The sequence below is a fragment of the Microcoleus sp. Pol12A5 genome (assembly GCF_036701435.1).
Lineage (GTDB): Bacteria > Cyanobacteriota > Cyanobacteriia > Cyanobacteriales > Microcoleaceae > Microcoleus.
On the sequence record NZ_JAUBQU010000080.1, the window covers coordinates 1 to 20,221 of the forward strand.

At 46.1% G+C, this 20,221-nt stretch carries 19 protein-coding genes; 12 read left to right on the plus strand and 7 right to left on the minus strand.

Features of this window, described 5'->3' with window-relative positions; translation table 11 throughout:
- Positions 1 to 213 precede the first annotated feature (213 nt).
- From QUA45_RS19630 to QUA45_RS19645, 4 genes are all read right to left on the minus strand, one after another.
- Positions 214 to 735, minus strand: a complete 522-nt coding sequence (locus QUA45_RS19630; RefSeq protein ID WP_333098266.1) for a DUF6745 domain-containing protein — start codon at positions 733 to 735, stop codon at positions 214 to 216.
- A gap of 167 nt (positions 736 to 902) precedes the next feature.
- The gene (locus QUA45_RS19635) at positions 903 to 1,196 is read right to left on the minus strand and encodes a hypothetical protein (protein ID WP_006632553.1); all 294 of its coding nucleotides are present in this window, start codon (positions 1,194 to 1,196) and stop codon (positions 903 to 905) included.
- A gap of 117 nt (positions 1,197 to 1,313) precedes the next feature.
- Entirely contained in the window at positions 1,314 to 1,895 is a 582-nt protein-coding gene (locus QUA45_RS19640; protein ID WP_333098268.1) for a Uma2 family endonuclease, read from the minus strand.
- 145 nt (positions 1,896 to 2,040) lie between these two features.
- On the minus strand, positions 2,041 to 4,860 hold the full coding sequence (locus QUA45_RS19645) for a diguanylate cyclase (RefSeq protein ID WP_333221909.1): 2,820 nt from the start codon (positions 4,858 to 4,860) through the stop codon (positions 2,041 to 2,043).
- Between the two features lie 576 nt (positions 4,861 to 5,436).
- On the opposite strand from QUA45_RS19645, the gene QUA45_RS19650 reads away from it, so the two are divergent.
- From QUA45_RS19650 to QUA45_RS19670, 5 genes are all read left to right on the plus strand, one after another.
- Positions 5,437 to 6,120 (plus strand): methyltransferase domain-containing protein, encoded by a 684-nt coding sequence (locus QUA45_RS19650; protein ID WP_333098272.1) that lies wholly within the window; start codon positions 5,437 to 5,439, stop codon positions 6,118 to 6,120.
- Positions 6,121 to 6,441: 321 nt separating this feature from the next.
- Positions 6,442 to 6,987 carry an RNA 2'-phosphotransferase gene (locus QUA45_RS19655; protein ID WP_333098274.1) on the plus strand — a complete coding sequence of 182 codons (546 nt, stop codon included), beginning with the start codon at positions 6,442 to 6,444 and terminating at the stop codon, positions 6,985 to 6,987.
- 71 nt (positions 6,988 to 7,058) lie between these two features.
- The gene (locus QUA45_RS19660; protein ID WP_333098275.1) at positions 7,059 to 8,267 is read left to right on the plus strand and encodes an AAA family ATPase; all 1,209 of its coding nucleotides are present in this window, start codon (positions 7,059 to 7,061) and stop codon (positions 8,265 to 8,267) included.
- Between the two features lie 581 nt (positions 8,268 to 8,848).
- Complete coding sequence (locus QUA45_RS19665) at positions 8,849 to 11,056, plus strand: PAS domain S-box protein (protein WP_333098277.1); 2,208 nt, start codon at positions 8,849 to 8,851, stop codon at positions 11,054 to 11,056.
- Positions 11,057 to 11,082: 26 nt separating this feature from the next.
- The gene (locus QUA45_RS19670) at positions 11,083 to 11,376 is read left to right on the plus strand and encodes a TIGR03792 family protein (protein ID WP_333098279.1); all 294 of its coding nucleotides are present in this window, start codon (positions 11,083 to 11,085) and stop codon (positions 11,374 to 11,376) included.
- 11 nt (positions 11,377 to 11,387) lie between these two features.
- Here QUA45_RS19670 and QUA45_RS19675 read toward each other — a convergent pair whose 3' ends face one another.
- Entirely contained in the window at positions 11,388 to 11,702 is a 315-nt protein-coding gene (locus tag QUA45_RS19675; protein WP_333098280.1) for a hypothetical protein, read from the minus strand.
- 162 nt (positions 11,703 to 11,864) lie between these two features.
- Between QUA45_RS19675 and QUA45_RS19680 the strand changes: the two genes are divergently transcribed.
- On the plus strand, positions 11,865 to 12,149 hold the full coding sequence (locus QUA45_RS19680; RefSeq protein WP_333098281.1) for a hypothetical protein: 285 nt from the start codon (positions 11,865 to 11,867) through the stop codon (positions 12,147 to 12,149).
- Between the two features lie 393 nt (positions 12,150 to 12,542).
- Here the strand turns inward: QUA45_RS19680 and QUA45_RS19685 are convergent, their stop codons facing one another.
- A complete protein-coding gene (locus QUA45_RS19685) occupies positions 12,543 to 12,710 on the minus strand; it encodes a hypothetical protein (RefSeq protein WP_333098284.1) in 168 nt (55 codons plus the stop codon).
- Between the two features lie 144 nt (positions 12,711 to 12,854).
- Here QUA45_RS19685 and QUA45_RS19690 point away from each other — a divergent pair, with 144 nt between their 5' ends.
- From QUA45_RS19690 to gmk, 4 genes are all read left to right on the plus strand, one after another.
- The gene (locus QUA45_RS19690) at positions 12,855 to 13,691 is read left to right on the plus strand and encodes a hypothetical protein (RefSeq protein WP_333098285.1); all 837 of its coding nucleotides are present in this window, start codon (positions 12,855 to 12,857) and stop codon (positions 13,689 to 13,691) included.
- 164 nt (positions 13,692 to 13,855) lie between these two features.
- Positions 13,856 to 15,958: a M3 family metallopeptidase gene (locus tag QUA45_RS19695; RefSeq protein ID WP_333098287.1), complete on the plus strand. Its 2,103-nt coding sequence runs from the start codon at positions 13,856 to 13,858 to the stop codon at positions 15,956 to 15,958.
- An 859-nt stretch (positions 15,959 to 16,817) separates the two neighbouring features.
- A complete protein-coding gene (gene remA / locus QUA45_RS19700) occupies positions 16,818 to 17,084 on the plus strand; it encodes an extracellular matrix/biofilm regulator RemA (protein ID WP_333098289.1) in 267 nt (88 codons plus the stop codon).
- 78 nt (positions 17,085 to 17,162) lie between these two features.
- Positions 17,163 to 17,732: a guanylate kinase gene (gmk, locus tag QUA45_RS19705; protein ID WP_333098291.1), complete on the plus strand. Its 570-nt coding sequence runs from the start codon at positions 17,163 to 17,165 to the stop codon at positions 17,730 to 17,732.
- Here the strand turns inward: gmk and QUA45_RS19710 are convergent.
- Positions 17,729 to 18,484, minus strand: coding sequence for a hypothetical protein (locus tag QUA45_RS19710; RefSeq protein ID WP_333098293.1), 756 nt, complete (start codon positions 18,482 to 18,484; stop codon positions 17,729 to 17,731). The genes gmk and QUA45_RS19710 overlap by 4 nt on opposite strands.
- Before the next feature lie 228 nt (positions 18,485 to 18,712).
- On the opposite strand from QUA45_RS19710, the gene xseA reads away from it, so the two are divergent.
- Positions 18,713 to 19,882, plus strand: a complete 1,170-nt coding sequence (gene xseA, locus QUA45_RS19715) for an exodeoxyribonuclease VII large subunit (RefSeq protein WP_333098294.1) — start codon at positions 18,713 to 18,715, stop codon at positions 19,880 to 19,882.
- On the plus strand, positions 19,879 to 20,106 hold the full coding sequence (gene xseB / locus QUA45_RS19720) for an exodeoxyribonuclease VII small subunit (protein WP_015176394.1): 228 nt from the start codon (positions 19,879 to 19,881) through the stop codon (positions 20,104 to 20,106). Before xseA ends, xseB begins: the two co-directional genes overlap by 4 nt.
- Positions 20,107 to 20,221: the final 115 nt, after the last annotated feature.

Sequence of the window (20,221 nt, forward strand, 5' to 3'; positions counted from 1 at the left end):
GCTTAACCATAGACCCAGCTCAGGTTTGAGAGATTTTGTCCTATTATACTCTGCCTAGAGTGACAGAAGAGGAATATAGCGGTTTTCAGTTGACTGAGGTACAGATATCGGCTGTGGAAACGGTTTAGCCTAAGTCCGGGGCGGGGTTCTGTGACTTTTAACAATTGGTATAAGACTAATGATTGTAGCAACACTTTTTTAAATTTGTATTACTCAGGTTGGCACGGAAAACTCCTTTGGGTCAATATCCCAATTTACCCAGCGAATTGCTTCTTGAGCTGATTCTAGATCGGGCGGCACTCGCAAAGCGTGAATGTGTCCCGTACTTGGACAAGTCATTTTTAACAAATAAACTGGCTTTGCATTACCCTCGTCATCAAAATCATCGTCAAACTCGATGCTTAATAAAGTGTATTCCTGCCAACTATCTAATTCTGTCACCTCTAATTCTTGACAAATGCGATCGTAAGTAATTCCCTGAGTTAACGCGCGCCGAACTTCTGCATTCTGTTCCTTCAATACCCACTTAGACTGCCACTGGTGCGGGTGCAGCCTACCGTACCATTCGGGCAAAATCACGCCGTGATAGGCGTAAATCGAAACACCGTCGGCAAATTGTACCGCTGGTGTTCCTTCGGCGTGCAAGCGGTAGTTGCTGTCTGCGGAAAGTGCGATCGGCTTTTCACAGATAATGCAAACTTTTTCATAGGGATAAATCCAGTCGCAATCCTGCACAAGGGATTTAAAAACAATCCAATTTCTGCCGTAGGAATGAGTTCAATTAAAAACCGAAATCCAAAAATCTAACAGACTGCCAAATGATTTCCGGTGCTTTTTTGCCGATCGCACTTTAAGCCGATTTAATTGTTTCCGCAGCTTGTTCAGGCGTTAATTTTTTAACCTTAGTCTGCGACATACCTCCAACCTTGCGGTTCGTATTCGCGCTGAATTCGCACCATCCAATTACCTTCGGGAATTGCGATCGCATGGTGTTCTTCGTGACTCAATAAAGCTGTCGGTGAAAGCACCCGCAAGTACAGAGTGCCGTCTTTTTCGTAGAGTTCAGCTTGTCCCTCAATAATCTGGTGAGAATGTCCGGTGACTTCACCTTCAGCCAGAGTTAGGTGAGGTTTTTTTTCTCCTTCGATTTTCGGTACGGGAGTGAGAATTACGTCGCCTTGTCGGATGGGTTGCATAGGTTTTTTCTAAATTTTGTTTTCTGGTGTCGGTCGATCGAGCTTTTCTACCGCAATCTTATACTACATTTGTAATACACAGCTGTCAAGAACCACAAACCAAATTCCACTTTTTCTCTATACCGGAGTAATCCCGCGCCGAAACTCCTTAACGGCTTCAACCCTAGAAGCTATCAGCAAGCAGCGAGACAGTAGGTTTATGTCTAAACCGGGCAGAACTTCGCTTTGGTCAATTTTTTCATATCCGTGCGATCGCAAATGATACAGGCTAAATACTCCATCCTCCCAAAACCAAACTTCGGGTACTCCCAAGGCTTGGTAGCGATTCAATTTGCTTTCTTCCCCACTGCTAAACACTACTTTGATGGCAACATCGGGGGTAATACCTGTTGACTTGCCAATTAAAAAAGATTCATCAGCTTGTACTGAGACTTCCTGTTCCTTCTCTTGGGTAAAGCTACCCAACGGGTTAAACTCAATGTCTTTTTCAACAAAGTAGTCTATCAGCAAACCTGCGATCGTCCTGCTGAAAGATTCATGTTCTTGCGAAACTGCCAAGATTTCTACCTCACCTTTGAAATAAAAAAGTCGGATACCGCGGGAATCAGAAAACCCCTGCTCGATTAGCTTTAATTGTTCCCAATCTATCCCGGAATGAATTAGGCGCTGGTCTTTTTGTTTGTCTAATGTTGCTGTCATGGCACGACCTCATTTAACTATTTTATAGCAATTTTAATTCGCACAATTTTGCAAGCACATTTGTATGGTGCGTCCGACCAAAAAACCTGTTTAAATCGAAACTAGCGCTCTCTGACACACCATACAATTTTATTTAACTATTATATTATCCTTCAAATGCGGCAACCGAAACTCGATCGCGCCCTGCTTCTTTCGCCCGATAAAGCGACTCATCGGCGATCGCAATTAGCGCCCCCGGATGCGACATCGGCGCCGGAATGCAGCAAGCTACACCCAAACTCAGCGTCACGTATTCGCTGACAGCAGACTTAGCGTGAGCTATGTGCAAACCCCGCACCTGTTGTGCGATCATTTCAGCTACGCAAGTGGCACCTTCAATATCCGTATTCGGCAAAACTACTACAAATTCTTCTCCACCGTAACGCGCTACTAAATCTGCCGCTCGCTTGACCGAATGCTGGATCACTGCCGCCACTTGCCGCAAACATTCATCCCCCGCTTGGTGACCGTAAGTGTCGTTGTAAAGTTTGAAATAATCAATGTCGCACATAATCAAAGACAGCGGTGCTTCTTCCCTTGCCAAACGCCGCCATTCCGTATCGAGGTATTCATTAAAAGAGTGGCGGTTTCTTACCTCAGTCAAACTGTCATAATTTGCCAAATACTGCAAGGCTCGATTCACTGTTTCTAACTGCTGTTTCTGCTGCTGCAACTGACGGTTGAGCTCCGCCAACTGCTGTTCGGCTGAGTGCGATCGCAACAAATTTCTCACCCTAGCGAGCAATTCCCTCTCGTCAAAAGGCTTTGAAATATAATCGTCAGCACCCGCATCCAAACTTTCGATTCGAGCTTCCATCCCCGATCGCGCTGTCAAAAATATTACCGGAGTAGATTTCAATTCTGGCGTGTTCCGAATCTCCTTGAGCAAATCCAGTCCGTTTTGTCTGGGCATGATTTGGTCGCTAACAATCAAATTTGGCTGCAAACTTTTGGCTTTTTCTAAACCTTCAACCCCGTCCCTCGCCACGGCGACTCGATAGTACGGAGTTAATAAAGTTTGGAGGTAAGCCAGCAGAAAATTGTTGTCTTCTACTACTAGCAACAGCGGTAATTCTCTGCTGTCACTTGTTAAATGTTCCAGATAATTTTTGTCGTCCAAACTGTTAGGTTCCGGTAGCAGGACATGGGGTGTGGTTGCCCGAATATTTCCCGATCCCCACTCTCCGGAGCCGAATCCAGTCAGTCCAGCCAATTGGGCGATCGCGCTCACCAACTGATTCGCTTCCACCGGCTTCGACAAATGCCTCTGAAACCCTGCCTCCAGCGCCGATGCCGAATCTTCTTCCTCGATGCCTCCCGTCAGCGCCACTGCCGGCAGCAGTTGCCTGTGTTCGGACATTTCCATTGCTCTGATGCGGCGGATCAAATCGCAGCCGTCGGCTCCCGATACCGTCATATCGCTCACCAACACGTCGGGTCGCGACTGTTGCAACTCCGCCATCGCTTCGCAGGCGCTACCCACCGCTGTTACCTTGGCTCCAAATGCTTCGAGGCCTGTTTTGAGAAATTGGCGGATCTCGGCGCTGCTTTCGACCACCAGGACTTGTTTTCCCGCTAGGGGTCTGGAAACCGATCCGGGTCTGCTTTCCCTTTGGGCGATCGCAGCAGTGCGATCGTCGGGTGCATTTTTGTTGGCGCTCGGTAGCAGCACCCCAAAGGTTGCCCCCTGACCGAGGCCGGGACTCGAAGCCCAAACAGTTCCCCCGTGCAGTTCCACCAACTGCCGCACAATTGACAGCCCCACCCCCAGCCGATTTTGTTCCTTATTCTGGAAGCTGTCTGCAGGGCGGAAGTAGTCAAAGATGTGTGGCAGAAATTTGGGGTCGATGCCGCAACCGCTGTCGCTGACCCGAATCAAGACCCCTGACTGAGTAGGCTCGATCAACACTTGCACTGGGTATGGTGTCGATTCTGGGGTGAATTTTATGGCGTTTGCAAGAAGGTTCCAGACTACTTGCTGCAATCGTTCTGCATCTGCCAAAACGTAGGTGACCGCGGGGTCGAAATGTGTTTCTAAGCGGAGGTTTTTGGCATCGGCGGCGGGACGCAGAGTGTCGATCGCCGATTCTATGATAGACGGGAGGTGAACTTGGCCGATGTTGAGGCACACTTTCCCTCGCAGCAAGCGCGAGAGGTCGAGGAGATTGTCTATTTGTCGGTTTTGTAATTTGGCGTTGCGCTCGATGATTTCCAAAGCGCGCCTGGTGGTGGCTTCGTTTAAATTGCGCGATCGGGCTAGCTGCGCCCATCCCAAAATCGCGCTCAGGGGCGATCGCAGTTCGTGGGAGGCGATCGCCAGAAATTCGTCTTTTGCCCGGTTGGCTTCGGCTTGGGCGGCTTCAACGGCTTTGCGAGCGGTGATGTCGAATCCGATCGCCAAATACTGACAGGGTTTTCCCTTGCCCTCCAACAGTGGAACTACTGCTGCGTACACCCAATAATCAGTTCCATTCTTAGCTTTATTCTGAATGTCTCCTTGCCAAACTTCACCTTTGGCAACCGTTGACAGCAAATTTTTGATTGATCTCGAAGATTTATATTCCGAATGGAGGATGCCAAAGTGGCTGCCGATTAGTTCAGCGCGGGAATAGTTGGAGATGCAGCAAAGTCGATCGCTGACGTAGTTGATAATTCCTCGCGCGTCAGTCCTCATCGCAATTGCCGATCGGTCGATCGCTATTTTAAAATCTAAACATTCTTGTAGCGACGAATCTACTTCTTTTGTCGTAGAAAATTGATCGAGCCGATCGGACGCTTTTTGTTGCTGGCGATCGGGCTTATCCTTACTCCGTTGTTGGATTTCCATTGTTTCTATCTTCCCCTGACGGCTGACACCTAATCTACTCGCATCCTGATTCATTATCACAATTTTCTTTCCCGCGCCTGCGGGTGCAATACTTTGCATCTCTTTATCTTCCGGAAAAATTGGCAGGTACCACATCCACTCGGGAGTCAACTCAATTTTTGTTTATAGTTGGCTAAAGTTTGTCAATCTGAGGACTGATTTTTTCATATCTAGCCGATCGTCGGCTCCTTGCTAATTCCCTTTTATATTTTATATTTTATATATTACTATGTGAAATTACTGACAAATTTAGGGTAGGGAGCACGCACCTAAAGTTGCATTATTGTTTGAAACGGGTATCATAAGCGTCAACTTTTGTCTCACAATTACTCCAGGTAGCTGGCACAAAGTCTCGTATTCGGCTGGCTTTTGGGTCTGTGGCATTCTGTCTCATCTGCACAGAAAGACAATATGTGCAGGGCTAGAAACTTCCCAAATCAGGGGCGGGTTGGGGTACGCTAAGTCCCTATCTGGCGATCGTCCGTAACTTCTTTTAAATTATTTTATTCTACATCTTGACAGGTCTGTAGATTATTTGTATTATAAATGTAATATACAGTGAGATAAGAGAACCGCCCAACTGCATTGACGCACTATTGACGCACTCAACTATTAACAATTTGAGGAAGATTTTCTGTGAATTTAGACGCTGTACGCGAGCAATTTGAACAAATAGCCTTTGATTATGACGGTTTAATTCCACGCCTCATTCCGCGCTATGGCGAGCAACACGATGTAATATTGCAGTTAATCACTTCTGAAACTAATGCTAACATAAAAGTGCTGGATTTAGGCGCGGGGACAGGCATACTGTCGGCAATAATTTTGTCAGCATTTCCTCAAGCAAATGTCCTAGCCTTTGACATCGCCGAAAATATGCTGAAAATTTGCCAAACAAACTTGTGCGCTTTCCGAGAACGGCTGACCTTGCAGCAAGGAAACTTTGCAGAAGATGATTTCGGTAGCGGTTACGATTTGGTAGTTTCTGGGTTGGCAATCCACCACCTCGACAGCGCAGGTAAACAACAGCTATTTCACAAACTTTTCCACTCGCTGAATCCAGGGGGGATCTTGCTAATTCGAGATATTGTGACAGGTGCTACTCCCCGGCTGACTGAGCAATACGAACAGTTGTGGCGGCAGTACATGAAAGCTAACGGAGAAGACGATGCAGCCTGGTTTAAAAAATATCGAGAAGAAGATATTCCATCCTCTGTGGAAGAGCAGACAAAGTGGCTTGCAGAAGCTGGTTTTGCAGACGCAGGATGTCACTGGCGCTATCTAAATTTTGCTATTTTTGGCGGAGTTATCCCCAGGTAGAAAGCATTCGGCAGAAGGCAAAGTTTTTCATAATTATCAAAATATAAATCTCGTCACAAATGGCACTAGTAACACTTTTTTATTCACGGATGCAGAACCTATTTCTCTAGGTGCTTAAGAGCGCATATCACCGCTATAATTCGCGCGCAATACCATTTTTATATCCGAAAATCGTTCCCCAAAAACCTGTAAATGCGGGTTCCCTAAAGCGCCCTACGGCATTGCAAACAGATTCAATAAACCTGCCTCCAATCAACGATATAACCCGCTACTGACATTTTGTAAAAAGTGATTTAAAAGCTAAATAAATCAAGTAAAATTATGAACGATTCTCGATTAGTAAAAATCAGCAGATATCTCAGCAAACACCTGCGTCACGCGCCCTCGCGCATCGGCATCGAACTGGCTCCAGGTGGCTGGGTTCCTGTTAGCGATCTCCTCGATGCGTGCCAAAAAAATAACTTTCCTGTTCAGCTTGCAGAACTCAAGGAAGTAGTCGCGCAAAACGACAAGCAGCGCTTTTCATTTAACTCCGCAGGCACTCTAATTCGTGCCAACCAAGGACACAGCATCGAGGTTGACTTACAGTTAGAACCCGCTGTTCCCCCAAATATTTTATATAACGGAACAGGTAGCGCTGCCGTCGAGTCAATTCTCAGTCAAGGAATTAGGAAAATGTCGCGGCATCACGTTCATTTGTCCGTGAATATCCAGACGGCGCGCCAAGTAGGCGCAAGACACGGCATCCCGGCAGTCTTTACTGTAGATGCCGCAGCAATGCAACGTGACGGCCATACATTTTACTGCTCGGAAAACAAAGTTTGGTTAGTAGATTTTGTGCCAGCCACTTATCTCAAAATAATTTGATTATTTTCCCGTATTTTGTAGAAGGTGTACGACAAAAAATGTAAAATAAGAGTAAGTAGGATTTTTGCCAAATGAGTGCGGAAAACATGGGCGATCGCGAAAACAATTTTCATCAAAACAATTCTTCCAATAGAGGTCTGCTAGGCTCTGGTTGGCGACCTTTTTACCGTCAATTTGATTGGGAGCACCTGGTACATTTAGCGTCTACCGACCCCTTAGAACTAGCTCAAAAAACTTTAGGCGCAGCTAGCGACATTGCCGATGCAATGGGACGACACCAATATACTTGGTGGGCAAATATTTTAAATGTATTTTCCGAAAATACTCGCTACGAAATTGATGAGTTTTGGGATTACATTACTCCGCAGCCAGTTTACCCGGATTACCGCTACAAAGACGTTTTAGTTACCGAAACGCCTGTGGTGCAATTGGTCAGCCGCGCTAGTATTCCCATCGACTACGTTCTCAACAAACTCCAAGAGATTACTGTTTTCAAAGTTCTGGATTTGCTCGGAAAACCGGATGCAATTACCCAGTTTTTTATGGAGCGACATTTTTCTTATCCCCCGGAGCGGTTTGTTAGCTGGGAACGCTTAGAAGTTTTGGGTACTGTTTATGCTTCTTGGGCTCGATTCGGCTGCTGGCTGCAAATTGACAGCTACGACAGGGGAAGACGCTGCTACACTCTAATTTGCCAAGATATTGCGCCGCTCGTTAGCAAGGCAACTTATAATTTAGCAGTGATTCTGGGAGGGTACAAAAGCCGCGTCGGACAGGTTCACAGCCAGTTCCCAATTCGCACCTTTTCTGCGGAAGTTCAAAGTTTTACCGATACAGTTCAGCAGGCAATTTTAGATCAAAATCAGTTGGCTGTTTTGGTTAGTGGCGAACCGGGGACGGGAAAAACTGCTTGGACGCAAGCGGTAGCAAAGGAAATTTTAGTGCCGCTGGGTTATGTGATTTTTATCTTAGACCACGATGCTGTGGAAAATTTTGTGCCACCGAGTTATTTAGAGCGGATTTGTATTATTATCAATGAGGCTGATAATTTGGCTCAAAATCGATCGACTGCCGAGGCCCAACGCACTAACAAAACTGAACATATTTTGAGTTTGCTGGATGGAACTTTGTATCAAAGCGTCATCGACGAACACGGCATTCAATTTCAGCAAAAACTCGTAGTTTTGATGACTTGCAACACCACTGAAAGATTGGATCCTGCAATGTTGCGGAAAGGAAGAGTGGATTTTACCAGTGAATTTACGCACAAATTTGTTTGAGCGCTCTCTTGCATTCTCAACCTATCTGGCGATCGCACTAGCTACACGATCTCATACCATGTTCAATGTGGGATTTTCAATTAAAGAATTAGGAATGAGTGATGAAGCTCAAGGTTTGGATCCCGGGCCGACAGTTGCATTCTTTTGGGAACTTGTCTAAAATACCGAAAAATCACCAGGAAATTTTCTGACTCTCAAAGTGTGGGGAAAATTTCTTGAAGACCTACAGATCATTGCTGTAAACAATCGCTTAAAACCCTTGTCTCTCTCATTTTTTGCCTAGTCTCGCTGCCCTCTTGGGCCCCGGAATAGTCGGGGGAGACAAGAGTTCACTCCAGTCGCCTCCGACTATTTCGGAGACGCAGGCGCGATCTGTGCCTCATCGTCACACAGCAGGCTGGCACTACCTTTAGCCTTAAGTTGATAGCAATGCCTATAGACATATCCCCATCAAAAATGATATCAATGATGGGTGATACCCTCTAAGGGTATTGTCCGAGAGAGCAAATCAGGGGAAAACAGCATTTTTGGTGTAAAACAGAGTTTTTCAAACTTGACAGCTATGGAGGAAATCCCAAACCGTGCAAACTAAGCCAGTTCAGCAAAAAAGTCAGGGACTGGGAAGGTACGTTGACGGGAATGTCCCGATCGCCCAACAACCCGCAGAGGCAGCCGTGTCCGAGAGTAAAGACAGATTTCGGCGGTTTGTTGAGCGCTCCGCCGACGCCGTGGCAATGGTAGATTGTGAAATGCGCTATCTGTCGGTTTCCCGTCGCTGGGAAACAGATTCCGGGATGGGCCGCGGGGAGGTGATCGGCCGATCTCATTGGGAACTGTTCCCGAATCTTCCGGAATATTGGGAGCAAAATGCCCAGGCTTGTTTGGCGGGTGTTTTGGAATACAGCGAGTTTGTGGCAGGGCGATCGATCGCATCTGTATCAGGAAAAATCGCAAGCGGCTCTGTCAGCGAGTCGGTAAGATGGGTATTTCAGCCTTGGAAAAATAACGAAGGTGCGATCGGCGGTTTGATGTTGTTTGCATCTAAGATCGCTGAGGCTCCCGCTCAAACTAATTGCTCTAATAAATTTCAGTCCGAGGTCAAAAGCAAGCAGTTAGAAACAATACCGCAACTAACTCAAATTGCCCTCGAAAATGCTTCTGATACAATCTTTTTTACTACCTCCGACGGTCAAATTTGCTACGCGAACAAAGCCGCTTGCCATCTTTTCGGCTACTCGGAATCGGAACTGCTAAATATGAGGGTTAGCGACATCGATTCGCAGTTGCCAGCATCGGATTGGCGAGAACACTGGGTTCAACTCAAGGAGCAAACCAACCTTACTTTTGAAACCAGTTACAAAACCAAAAACGGGGCCAGTTTTTCCGTCGAAGTTAAAGTCAATTATTTAGAATACGGTGGCTGCGAATACCGCTGCGCTATCGCCCGCGACATTTCCGCTCGCCTGGCAGCAGAATCAGCGCTCGTAGAGGCAAAAGAGCAACTTCAAGCCGTTTTGGACGCGGTGCCCGGATTGGTTTCTTGGGTAAGTTCAGATTTGCGCTATTTGGGAGTAAACCGACATTTAGCTAGCGCTTACAAAATGCCGGCAGAAATATTTATCGGTCAAAAAGTAGGTTTTTTAGAGACAAGTCCCAAATTTAACGATTTAGTATACGATTTCTTTGCGAACCCTAAAAAGAAAACATCTCAAGAAGTAACAGCGAGCATCCGAGGAGAAAATAAAACTTATCTAATAGTGGCTCAAAAATACCATAACAATACGGCGGCGGTATTTGTGGGATTGGATATTACAGAAAGTAAACAGTCTCTTTTAGCTTTGCAAGAATCCGAAGAACGCCTGCGACAACAAGCGGCTAAATTAGAGCAGACGCTGTTAATTTTGCAGCAAACTCAAACTCAACTGATTCAAACAGAAAAGATGTCATCTCTGGGGCAGTTGGTAGCAGGAATAGCGCACGAAATTAACAATCCAGTTAGTTTTATTTCTGGCAACGTCAGCCACGCCACTGGCTACATTCAAGAACTGCTGCGATCGATCGACCTTTACCAAAAATATTATCCCCATCCCGTGCCGGAAATTCAAGACTTGATGGAAGAATTAGACTTAGACTTCATCAAAAAAGACTTGCCAAAACTGCTAAATTCAATGAAAATCGGTTCCGAAAGGATTCGCGATGTCGTGCGATCGCTCCGCTTGTTCTCGCGTACCGACGAAGCCCAAATGAAGCCTGCTGATATCCACGAGGGTTTGGACAGCACTTTGCTGATCTTGCAAAATCGCCTGCAAGCTAAAGGGGGACGGCCGGGGATTTCTCTAGTTAAAGAGTACGGGGATTTGCCGCGAGTTCACTGCTATGCGGGACACTTAAACCAAGTGTTCATGCACTTGTTGACAAATGCGATCGACGCTTTGGAAGAAGGGGGGAGAAATGCCGAAAAGTATGGTAAAATGCAAAGTCAGTCTTTGTCAGCAGGCCGAGCGAGAGCTGAAGTATTCAATCCGGAAATTCGGATTCGGACTTTTGTGGTAGGGGAAAACGAAGTTGCGATCGCCATTAGTGACAATGGCCCTGGCATGACTGAAGAAGTCCTCGACTGCATCTTTGACCCTTTGTTTACCACTAAATGTCCAGACACGAGCACAGGTTTGGGTCTAGCAATATCCCAGCACTTAGTAGTAGAAAAGCACGGCGGTGAGTTGCGCTGTGTTTCGCGTCCGGGAGAGGGAACGGAGTTGATAATTAAAATTGCGATCTGCAACGATTAATTAGCTATTTACAAATAGGAAATAAGATGGTAATTGAGTGGCTCAAATTTAAAGTACCTCAAGAAAAGTGGGAGAAGTTTATTCAGCGAGATCAGGAAGTTTGGACGGAGGGACTAAAAAGTTTGGACGGTTTTTTAGGCAAAGAAATTTGGGTAGATCCGGTGGAAAATGAAGTGGTGATGTTGATTCGCTGGGAAACTAGGGAGAAGTGGAAGTCGGTGCCACAAAGCACAATCGAGGAGTTGGATGCCAAAATGGGCGATTTGCAAATTGCGATCGCCGAAAGTCGCGAATATCAAGTTCGCAAGTTTTTGCATTAGTGAGTCAGCAGTCAGTTGATTGTGTTAATTTTTGAAAGATTAATCATAAGTTTTACCTTGATTGTACCGCAGACATCGACTTGGTACTTGGTGTGAAGGGCGTCTATCTCGGTACAATCATCCCAGTGTTTGGTATTTGGTGTGACGGGCGATCGCTCTTGATGCGTGATGGGCGATCGCTCTCGGTACAATCGTCGCAGTGGAAGGGGGGCTATGGATAAGATTGTGATGAGAAAAAGAGATGGGATTTTGGCGTTGCTGAATACAGCTAGGAATTCAGATTTCCCAATTGCTATCAGCCCCCTTGAGGGTGAGTTTTGTAACATCAAGCCAAAAGTTGATTCATACCGTGAATCAGCAACGCCTAAATTCTCCGAGATAAAGGATTAACAGAAATTGATAACTGCGAAGCGCTCATTCACCGCTACCAAGGCAATCCCTTATGGTTAAAAAGCGTGGCGAGTCTGATTCAATAGTTGGGAATAGGTGTGACTGACTTATTAATAGATGATACCCTATTGTTACCCGAAGATTTGAAATTTTTTTTACAGCAGCAGTACGATCGCACTTCCGAACTAGAAAAACAAGTCATGTCCTTGTTGGGGACAGAAAACCAGCCAGTCAAATTCGCAAAATTGCTACAAAACGGACAAATATCATCATCAGATTTGCTAAACGCATTGCAATCTCTATCGCGGCGCTGTTTGCTCGAAAAACAGGAAAGTCTTTACACTTTGCCACCTGTACTGAAACAATATATCAAAGGGTTATAACCCAAATTATACTGGACGCATAAATACCAAAGAAACCTGGTTCTTTACCGATTCTGCTGGCTGCGACGAAGTATTTTTGTAAAAAAACTAGGTTTATGAACCTCATGCTTAAGTCCTAATTTTAAGAAAATTTTGCATAGAGAGCTGAAATAAAATTCACGCTTAAAAATCCTACTCCTAGTACGAGAATGATAAAGATGGCGATACTGAAAATAGACTTTAGCCGATCGCCAATTCCGGGTTTTTCTGAGTTCATTGGTCAATTTTTGCAGTAAATTTGAGAGGGGGAATTGAGAAAGAGTAGATTATACCAATGGGCGAACAAAAAGGCAACTCCCGACAAGCTCCAAACGACGATCGCCCTCAGTAGGTCGCCTTTTTTTAAGTTTTAATCTAAAATTCAAAATCTAAAATAGTCTTAGGCATTGTTCGGTTAGCCTGGACAGCTATTGTCGATCGCCCGAACCCGGTGGCGCTAACTCCTGTAAAATAGAGGGCGCGTTGGGGCGAACCTTTTAACAGCCGGAATTGGGCGCGATCGTCACAGGCTCCCAAATACATAATAATATGTCAGTCATCCTTAACTTACTCACAAAGGTAAAAATAGAAGAGTGCCAAGAAATAATCTAAAACATATAACTGAAAAAAGGATAGAAATCGATGCTCCACCCAATCTCGCAACCTTACCAACAACGAGCAAATACTATGACCCAAAGAGCCGTGCGGAAGCCAAAACCCTCTGTTGCAAACCACTTGAGACCAAGTTTTCCTCAAAGGCACTGGCTGGAGCTGGCAGAGTACGCCTCTCTGGCGGCCTCTGGTGTGGGTTCCGTGGCGGTGGCTGTGTCCGGTCAAGCTTTTTACGGGGTAGCTCCCCTAACTTTGGCTTTGTCGCTGAATGTTGCTAACCGGTATCGGTTCGAGCAGCAAGTGCGGGTGCATCAAAATTCGGAAATGGCTCAAGTCCAAAAGTCTGTCAATAAAGTCGAAAAAACGGCGGTGACGGTAATTGTTAAATTACGCAAGCAGTTGTCAGCAGATATTGCAGCGCTGCGCCAGCAAATGGCTGCAATGCCTAGGGCAGAAGGCTTTGAGGATTCGATCGATATCCAGCGGCAGTTGCTGAGTTTAGGAGAGTCGGTAGCTTCTTTGCAAGAAATCGTGGCGTCTGCTGTACTCGATGTCCGCCAGCAGGTGAGCGAACAACTGCAAGATTTATCGGTTGGCCAATCGGCGAATCTCCAAGCTGTGGAACAGGCTATAGAGCAACTGCAAAGTGCGACGCAAGGTTTGGCAGAAACTTCTATCACCAGAGACGACTGGGAAGTAGTAAATACTCGATTTTTGGAAATCCAGAAAGTCATGGCCAATTTGCAAAGCCAACTGCAAGCTCCGGCACACCAATCGAGTACGGATTTGTCTATTGTCCAAGCTCAAATTCACCGTTTGGAACACGAGCAGCAAGAAGTTGTCAAACCTCACCTCAAGCGCTTAATCTCGGTTGTCAAGGAGTTGCAGCACACACAAGAGAGCAGTCATTAATAATTAGTGAACACTCATTAGTCATCAGTCAGAAGGAAGATTTTTCGACTCTGACATTCTGGGACTCACGCCCGATCGAACCCAAATTTTTCGACAACTGTGTTACAAAATGAAAAGCTAATCTGTCTAGTTCACCTGTTTTCAACCTGTTACAAGAAAATTAAATGACTGCAACCGTAACTATTGCTGATAACCCGTTACTAATCGGTCAAGGATTGCCGACCTTTGACGCGATCGAACCAGAACACGTAGTCCCCGCTGTTACCCAACTGCTGACCGAACTAGAAGCCTCGCTAGCTGACTTAGAATCGTCTGTAGAGCCGACTTGGAGCGGCTTAGTAGAACCATTGCAGCGACTCGGAGAGCGTTTAAATTGGAGCTGGAGCATTGTCGGACATTTGATGGGCGTGAAAAATAGCCCGGAACTGCGATCGGCTCACGAAACAGTGCAGCCGGAAGTAGTAAAATTTTGGAGCAAGCTCAGTCAAAGCAAACCGCTTTATGAAGCTTTTAAAGCGCTGCGGGCTAGCGAAAATTGGGACAGCTTAGAGTCAGCTCAAAAGCGGATTGTCGAAGCCGCTCTCCGAGACGCTCAACTTTCCGGCGTCGGTTTAGAAGGCGAGGAAAAAGAGCGTTTTAATGCCATTCAATTAGAATTAGCCGAAATTACTACCCAATTTTCCAATCACGTCCTCGACGCTACCAAAGCATTCAGCATCACCCTCACAAACAAAGACGAAATTGACGGTTTGCCGCCGAGTTTGTTGAGTTTAGCAGCTCAAGCCGCTCGCAGCGCCGGCGAAGAAAATGCAGATGCCGAAAACGGCCCTTGGCGGATCACTTTAGACTTTCCGAGTTACGGCCCTTTCATGCAGCACAGCACCCGCCGCGACTTGCGCGAAAAGTTGTACAAAGCTTTTATAGGCAGAGCAAGTAGCGGAGAATTGAATAACTGGCCGTTGACCGATCGTATTTTAGCTTTGCGCCAGGAAAAAGCTGCTTTGCTCGGGTTTAGTAGTTATGCCGAATTGAGCTTGGCGAGCAAAATGGCTCCCGACGTTGCAGCAGTGGAAGCTTTGTTAGAAGAATTGCGCTTAGCTAGTTACAGTGCTGCTGTCAAAGATTTAGAAGAATTGAAAGCTTTTGCTGCCGAAAAAGGCGCGGCGGAAGCTGGAGATTTGAAGCACTGGGATATTGGTTTTTGGTCGGAACGGCGCCGGGAAGAAAAGTTTGCTTTTAGTGCCGAAGAATTGCGACCTTATTTTGCTTTGCCACAGGTATTAGAGGGGTTATTTGGATTAGTAAAACGGCTGTTCGGCGTGACAGTAACTGCGGCGGACGGTCAAACTCCTGTGTGGCACAAAGATGTGCGCTATTTCCAAATAGATGATGAAGCAGGAAATACGATCGCCAATTTCTATTTAGACCCCTACAGCCGCCCCGAGGAAAAGCGCGGCGGTGCTTGGATGGACGATTGCGTGGTGCGCGCTAAATTTGTGGAAGCAGGAAAAACAACTACGCGGTTGCCGGTGGCTTATTTGGTGTGCAACCAAAGTCCTCCTGTTGACGGCAAACCGAGTTTAATGACTTTTGGGGAAGTCGAAACTTTGTTTCACGAATTCGGTCACGGTTTGCAGCATATGCTGACAACGGTAGACTATCCGGGGGCTTCGGGCATCAATAATGTTGAGTGGGATGCGGTGGAATTGCCCAGCCAATTTATGGAAAATTGGTGTTACGATCGCGCTACTTTGTTCGGGATGGCAAAGCATTACGAAACCGGGGAAACTTTGCCGGAACACTATTACCAAAAACTGCTAGCAGCGCGCCACTACATGAGCGGCACCGCCATGCTCAGGCAAGTACATTTTAGCAGCGTTGACATTGAATTGCACCACCGCTATCGATCGGGCGGCAGCGAAACTGTGGCCGATGTCCGCAACCGTATCGCTAAAACTACGACTGTTTTGCCTCCTCTGGAAGAAGACGCATTTTTGTGCGCTTTCGGACACATTTTTGCGGGTGGCTATGCGGCGGGGTATTACAGTTACAAATGGGCGGAAGTGCTCAGCGCTGATGCTTTTGCGGCGTTTGAGGAAGCGGGTTTGGAAGATGAAAGTGCGATCGCCTCTACAGGTAAGCGCTTCCGAGATACAGTGTTAGGATTGGGCGGCAGTTTGCACCCGATGGAAGTGTTTAAAACTTTCCGGGGACGCGAACCGAGCACTAAAGCTTTGTTGAGACACAGCGGTTTAGTTGCAGCTTAATTAAGTGTGGAATAACTCGGGATTAATGCGGGTGAATTTATCTGCATTAATCCCGGTTTTTTGTTGAATAAGATTTATACATATCCTGTATGTGTAGAATGCGGTGTGCATGAAGTCTTACCGCTACCCAGCAGATTCGAGGTTTATGAAGTACACAATAGATTGTTCGTTCCCCGTAGGGACACGGCATTGCCGTGTCCCTACACTTCATAAACCTGGAACACGCTATAATTCATGAGTAAAACAACTTTTTGCGTAAGTTTTTATGTTATAAAATTGATAATTAGAGCCACACTTTTTTGATTGGTATTAATAGGACTAAAATTGTCACTACAAACCCATTTTATTGTAGAACATCATGCAATAAACATCTGTAGTTTGGCAGATAATCCCCAATATTGTGGTGAAAAATCGGGCAAACAGTGCGCTCGCCCGCTGCTTTTAGTTTAGGTTGGAAAGCTCATCAAAGCAGCATCAGTCTCAATACTGTTAGTATAGGCTTCGATTTGCGAATATTTACTGTCATTTATCACTGATTATATTTAAATTTGCCTATCCCGACAATTAAATTTATATTTCGCAACATTTACGGGTTGTTTTCTCGATACAGCTAATGCTTTTATTAGCAACTAAAAATTGACGGTTTTACCGAATCTTTAAGATAGAGCGGGAACAGCGAGTCTTTTTTAAATTTTTGATAAAGAACGGGGTACTCGGCGTCAAAAGGATAAAAATTTTAGGTATAAACTAAAAAACTTAGTTAGGATTAATTTGATAATTATCAAAAAAAATCTTTGTATATTATATGATAAAAAGTAAGGATTAATAGTCAATCGTTCACCCATACATTAAGATTTTCATGGATATTCAATTAATTAATATCGGTTTTGGTAACATTGTGTCTGCTAATCGAGTGATTGCCATTGTCAGTCCAGAGTCAGCGCCAATTAAGCGGATTATTACTGATGCGCGGGAGCGGGGACAACTGGTTGACGCAACTTACGGGCGCCGCACGAGAGCGGTAATTATTACAGATTCGAGTCACGTCATCCTCTCCGCCATTCAGCCGGAAACGGTTGCTAATCGTTTTGCGATCAGCAAAGACGCTCAAGGTCGGGATGATTGAGGTTGGTCAGTTGCAATTTGAGCGCTTACAGTCTAAAGTAAGCGGAAACTTAAATTGTTACACGTTTCTATTCTAAAGATGAAATCTGGTAAATTAATTGTTCTGACGGGGCCAAGCGGTGTGGGGAAAGGCACCTTAGTGCGATCGCTCCTCAATCGCCATCCCGAATTGTATCTTTCGGTATCCGTGACAACTCGTGAGCCCCGTGAGGGAGAAATTGAGGGACAGCACTACTATTTTGTCAGCCGCAGCCGCTTTGAACAAATGGTTGAGGCTGGAGAGTTGGCCGAATGGGCCCAGTTTGCCGGTAATTTTTACGGTACTCCTTATTTTGGTCTCAAGCAAGGAATTGGTGAGGGAAAATGGGTAATTCTCGAAATTGAGTTGGAAGGGGCTAGGCAAATTAGGAATAATTTTCCACAGGCGCTGCGAATTTTTATTTTACCTCCTTCTTGGGAAGAATTGGAACGGCGCCTGCGGACTCGGGGTCAAGATTCCGAAACGGCGATCGCCCGTCGGTTGCTGCGTGCTAAAGAGGAAATTGAAGCGGCGGGGGAATTCGATTTCCAAGTTGTTAATGACGATTTGGAAGTTGCTTTGAAAAAGCTAGAATCAATACTTAATTTTGTTGAGCTTTCAGCTAACTAATGGCTAATTACCCATTTCTCCGTCCTGGCTAAAACTTCGCTACTTTGTTTGATAGCCACACAAACTTTTAAATTCAATTCCAGAATATTTACTGAAGGCGAATTTTTTCTCAATGGTTCAATTTCGCGAGCCGAACAGCCTAACATTTCCATATAAGCTAGCGTCCACCCAATAGCTGGAACATCGCCTACATTGCCTTCTCCGGCGCAAAGGTAACAATCCAATTCGCCCTCCGACCCACACTCAGGGCAAACCCAATTGCCCAGTTGTGAATGGGGCAGATTTGTGCGGGAGGCGGATGCAATTGTTAATGCTTTAATATGATTTTGAACTACTTGTTTAAAACCTCGGTTTTGGTTGCTGCGCTGGTCGGAATGTGTGTGCGATCGCCCGATTGCTACTGCTTGCTGTTGTGGCGAAGCAACAGATACTGTTTGATTCTCCTTGGTTACTCTAGATTCGCCTAGGTTCGCAGTTAGCTGAATACCATAGTCTTTCGACTCCTCAGTCTGAGAGTGGTTGAGTGCGGTGGAGGAATCGGGTTCGGAAGTTGTGAAGGATTGTTCTATGCGATCCTCTTCGAGGGCTTCGCCAACGGCAAAATCTTGCATTGAGAGGTGATGTTCGATCGCCAAAGACCAAGTTCTTTTATGTCGGAGGTCGCCATATTTTCTGGCTTCTTCCTCAGTAATGCCGATCGCCGCCGCCTCTTGGCGCAGCACATTCATCGAATTCATTGTATCTGATATCATTAGTTTGTTTGCAGTTAAAATTACGATTGCCCGCTCAGCCTACAAATAAATTACCTTAGATATACTACAATAGTCCGGACTATTTTGAGATCCTAGTGGGAAACCCTTGATTTTCCGTTAGCAAGTCGATTTGGCAATCGCCCTGAAACCTTATTTTACCCTTGGCAATCGCACACTGTCCGAAGCATTGATAGTAGGCTAAACCTAAAATCTAAAATCTAAAATTGGATGACTTCAATTCTTCCCGATACAGCTTTATCTGTTGCCGGACTAACATCTTACCTGCAAGAGTTGTTGGAGGGCGATCGCAACCTGCAATCAGTTTGGCTGACAGGCGAGGTGTCGAACGTTTCGCACCACCCTAGCGGCTGCTTTTTCACTCTGTGCGACACCGACAAAAGCGCTGCTATTCGCTGCGTGGTGTGGAATTCTCAGCGGCAAAAATTGGTGCAAATCCCGGAAAAAGGAGAACAGTTGCTGGTTTTAGGAAGCATCCGGGTTTACAAAAATCGGGGCGAGTACCAGTTGACTGTTGTGCAATCGCTACCGGCTGGGGAAGGATTGCAGGCTTTGCGGTTGCAGCAATTGCGATCGCGCTTGGATGCTGAGGGTTTCTTCGATCCCGCCCGAAAGCGCCCGATTCCCGCACACCCGCAAATTGTGGCCGTGGTGACATCCGATACTGGCGCTGCTTGGGGAGACATTCAGCGCACTCTAGCCCAAAGATATCCGGGTTTGCGGGTGTTGCTGTCGCCGACAGGAGTGCAGGGAGAATTGGCTGCTGCTGCGATCGCCCGCGCGATCGCCCGTGTAGAAATGGATGGTAGGGCTGATGTGATCGTTTTAGCGCGCGGCGGCGGTTCTGCGGAAGATTTGGCTTGTTTTAATGATGAGAGAGTTGTCAGGGCGATCGCGAATTGTGCGATTCCAATTATCACCGGCATCGGACACGAAAGAGACGAATCTCTCGCCGATTTAGTAGCAGATAAACGAGCCCACACTCCGACTGCGGCGGCGGTTCAAGCTGTACCAATTTTAGCAGATATTTACTTTGAACACAAGCAGCGAACGGTTAATTTAGCAAACGCTGTGCGGGCAAGATTTCAGACAGAAGAAGAGCATTTGCAACTGTTACAAAATCGATTAAAACGTTTGCCTGCGACATCTCGAACTTTGCGGCAAGCAACTGGTAAACTGGAGGTATTGCAAGAAAAGTTAGCCGCACTGAATCCGGCGGCGGTATTGCAAAGGGGTTATGCGGCGGTAATCCAAAGTGACGGTACGATCGTCCGCAAAACTGACGGTTTGGAATTGGGAGAAGAATTGACTGTGAGGTTGAGTCGGGGCGTGCTGAAAGTTAAGATTGTAGAAGTATTGGATGCGGAAGAAAAGTTATGATTGATTCGCAGTTGCGCCAGTCTGACTGGAATTATGAGGAAACGGTCGATCGAATTGAAGCGATTATCGATCGGGTGGAATCGGGAGAGTTGCCTCTAGAGGAGGTTTTCGAGCAGTTTGCGGTGGCTGTCGAGTGTTTGCAGGAGTGCGAAAGCTTTTTGGCGCGGGGGAAGGAACAGATGGATTTGTCGATCGAGCTTTTGGCTGCGGAACCCGATTTTTAACCGGAGATAAACTCGGATTAATGTGGATAAAATAGCGCGTTTTACCGAAAGTCGGAGAGGGAATTAATTCCCTGCTTAATAGCGAAAGTCCTCGCTATTAAGAGTGTTAAACTCA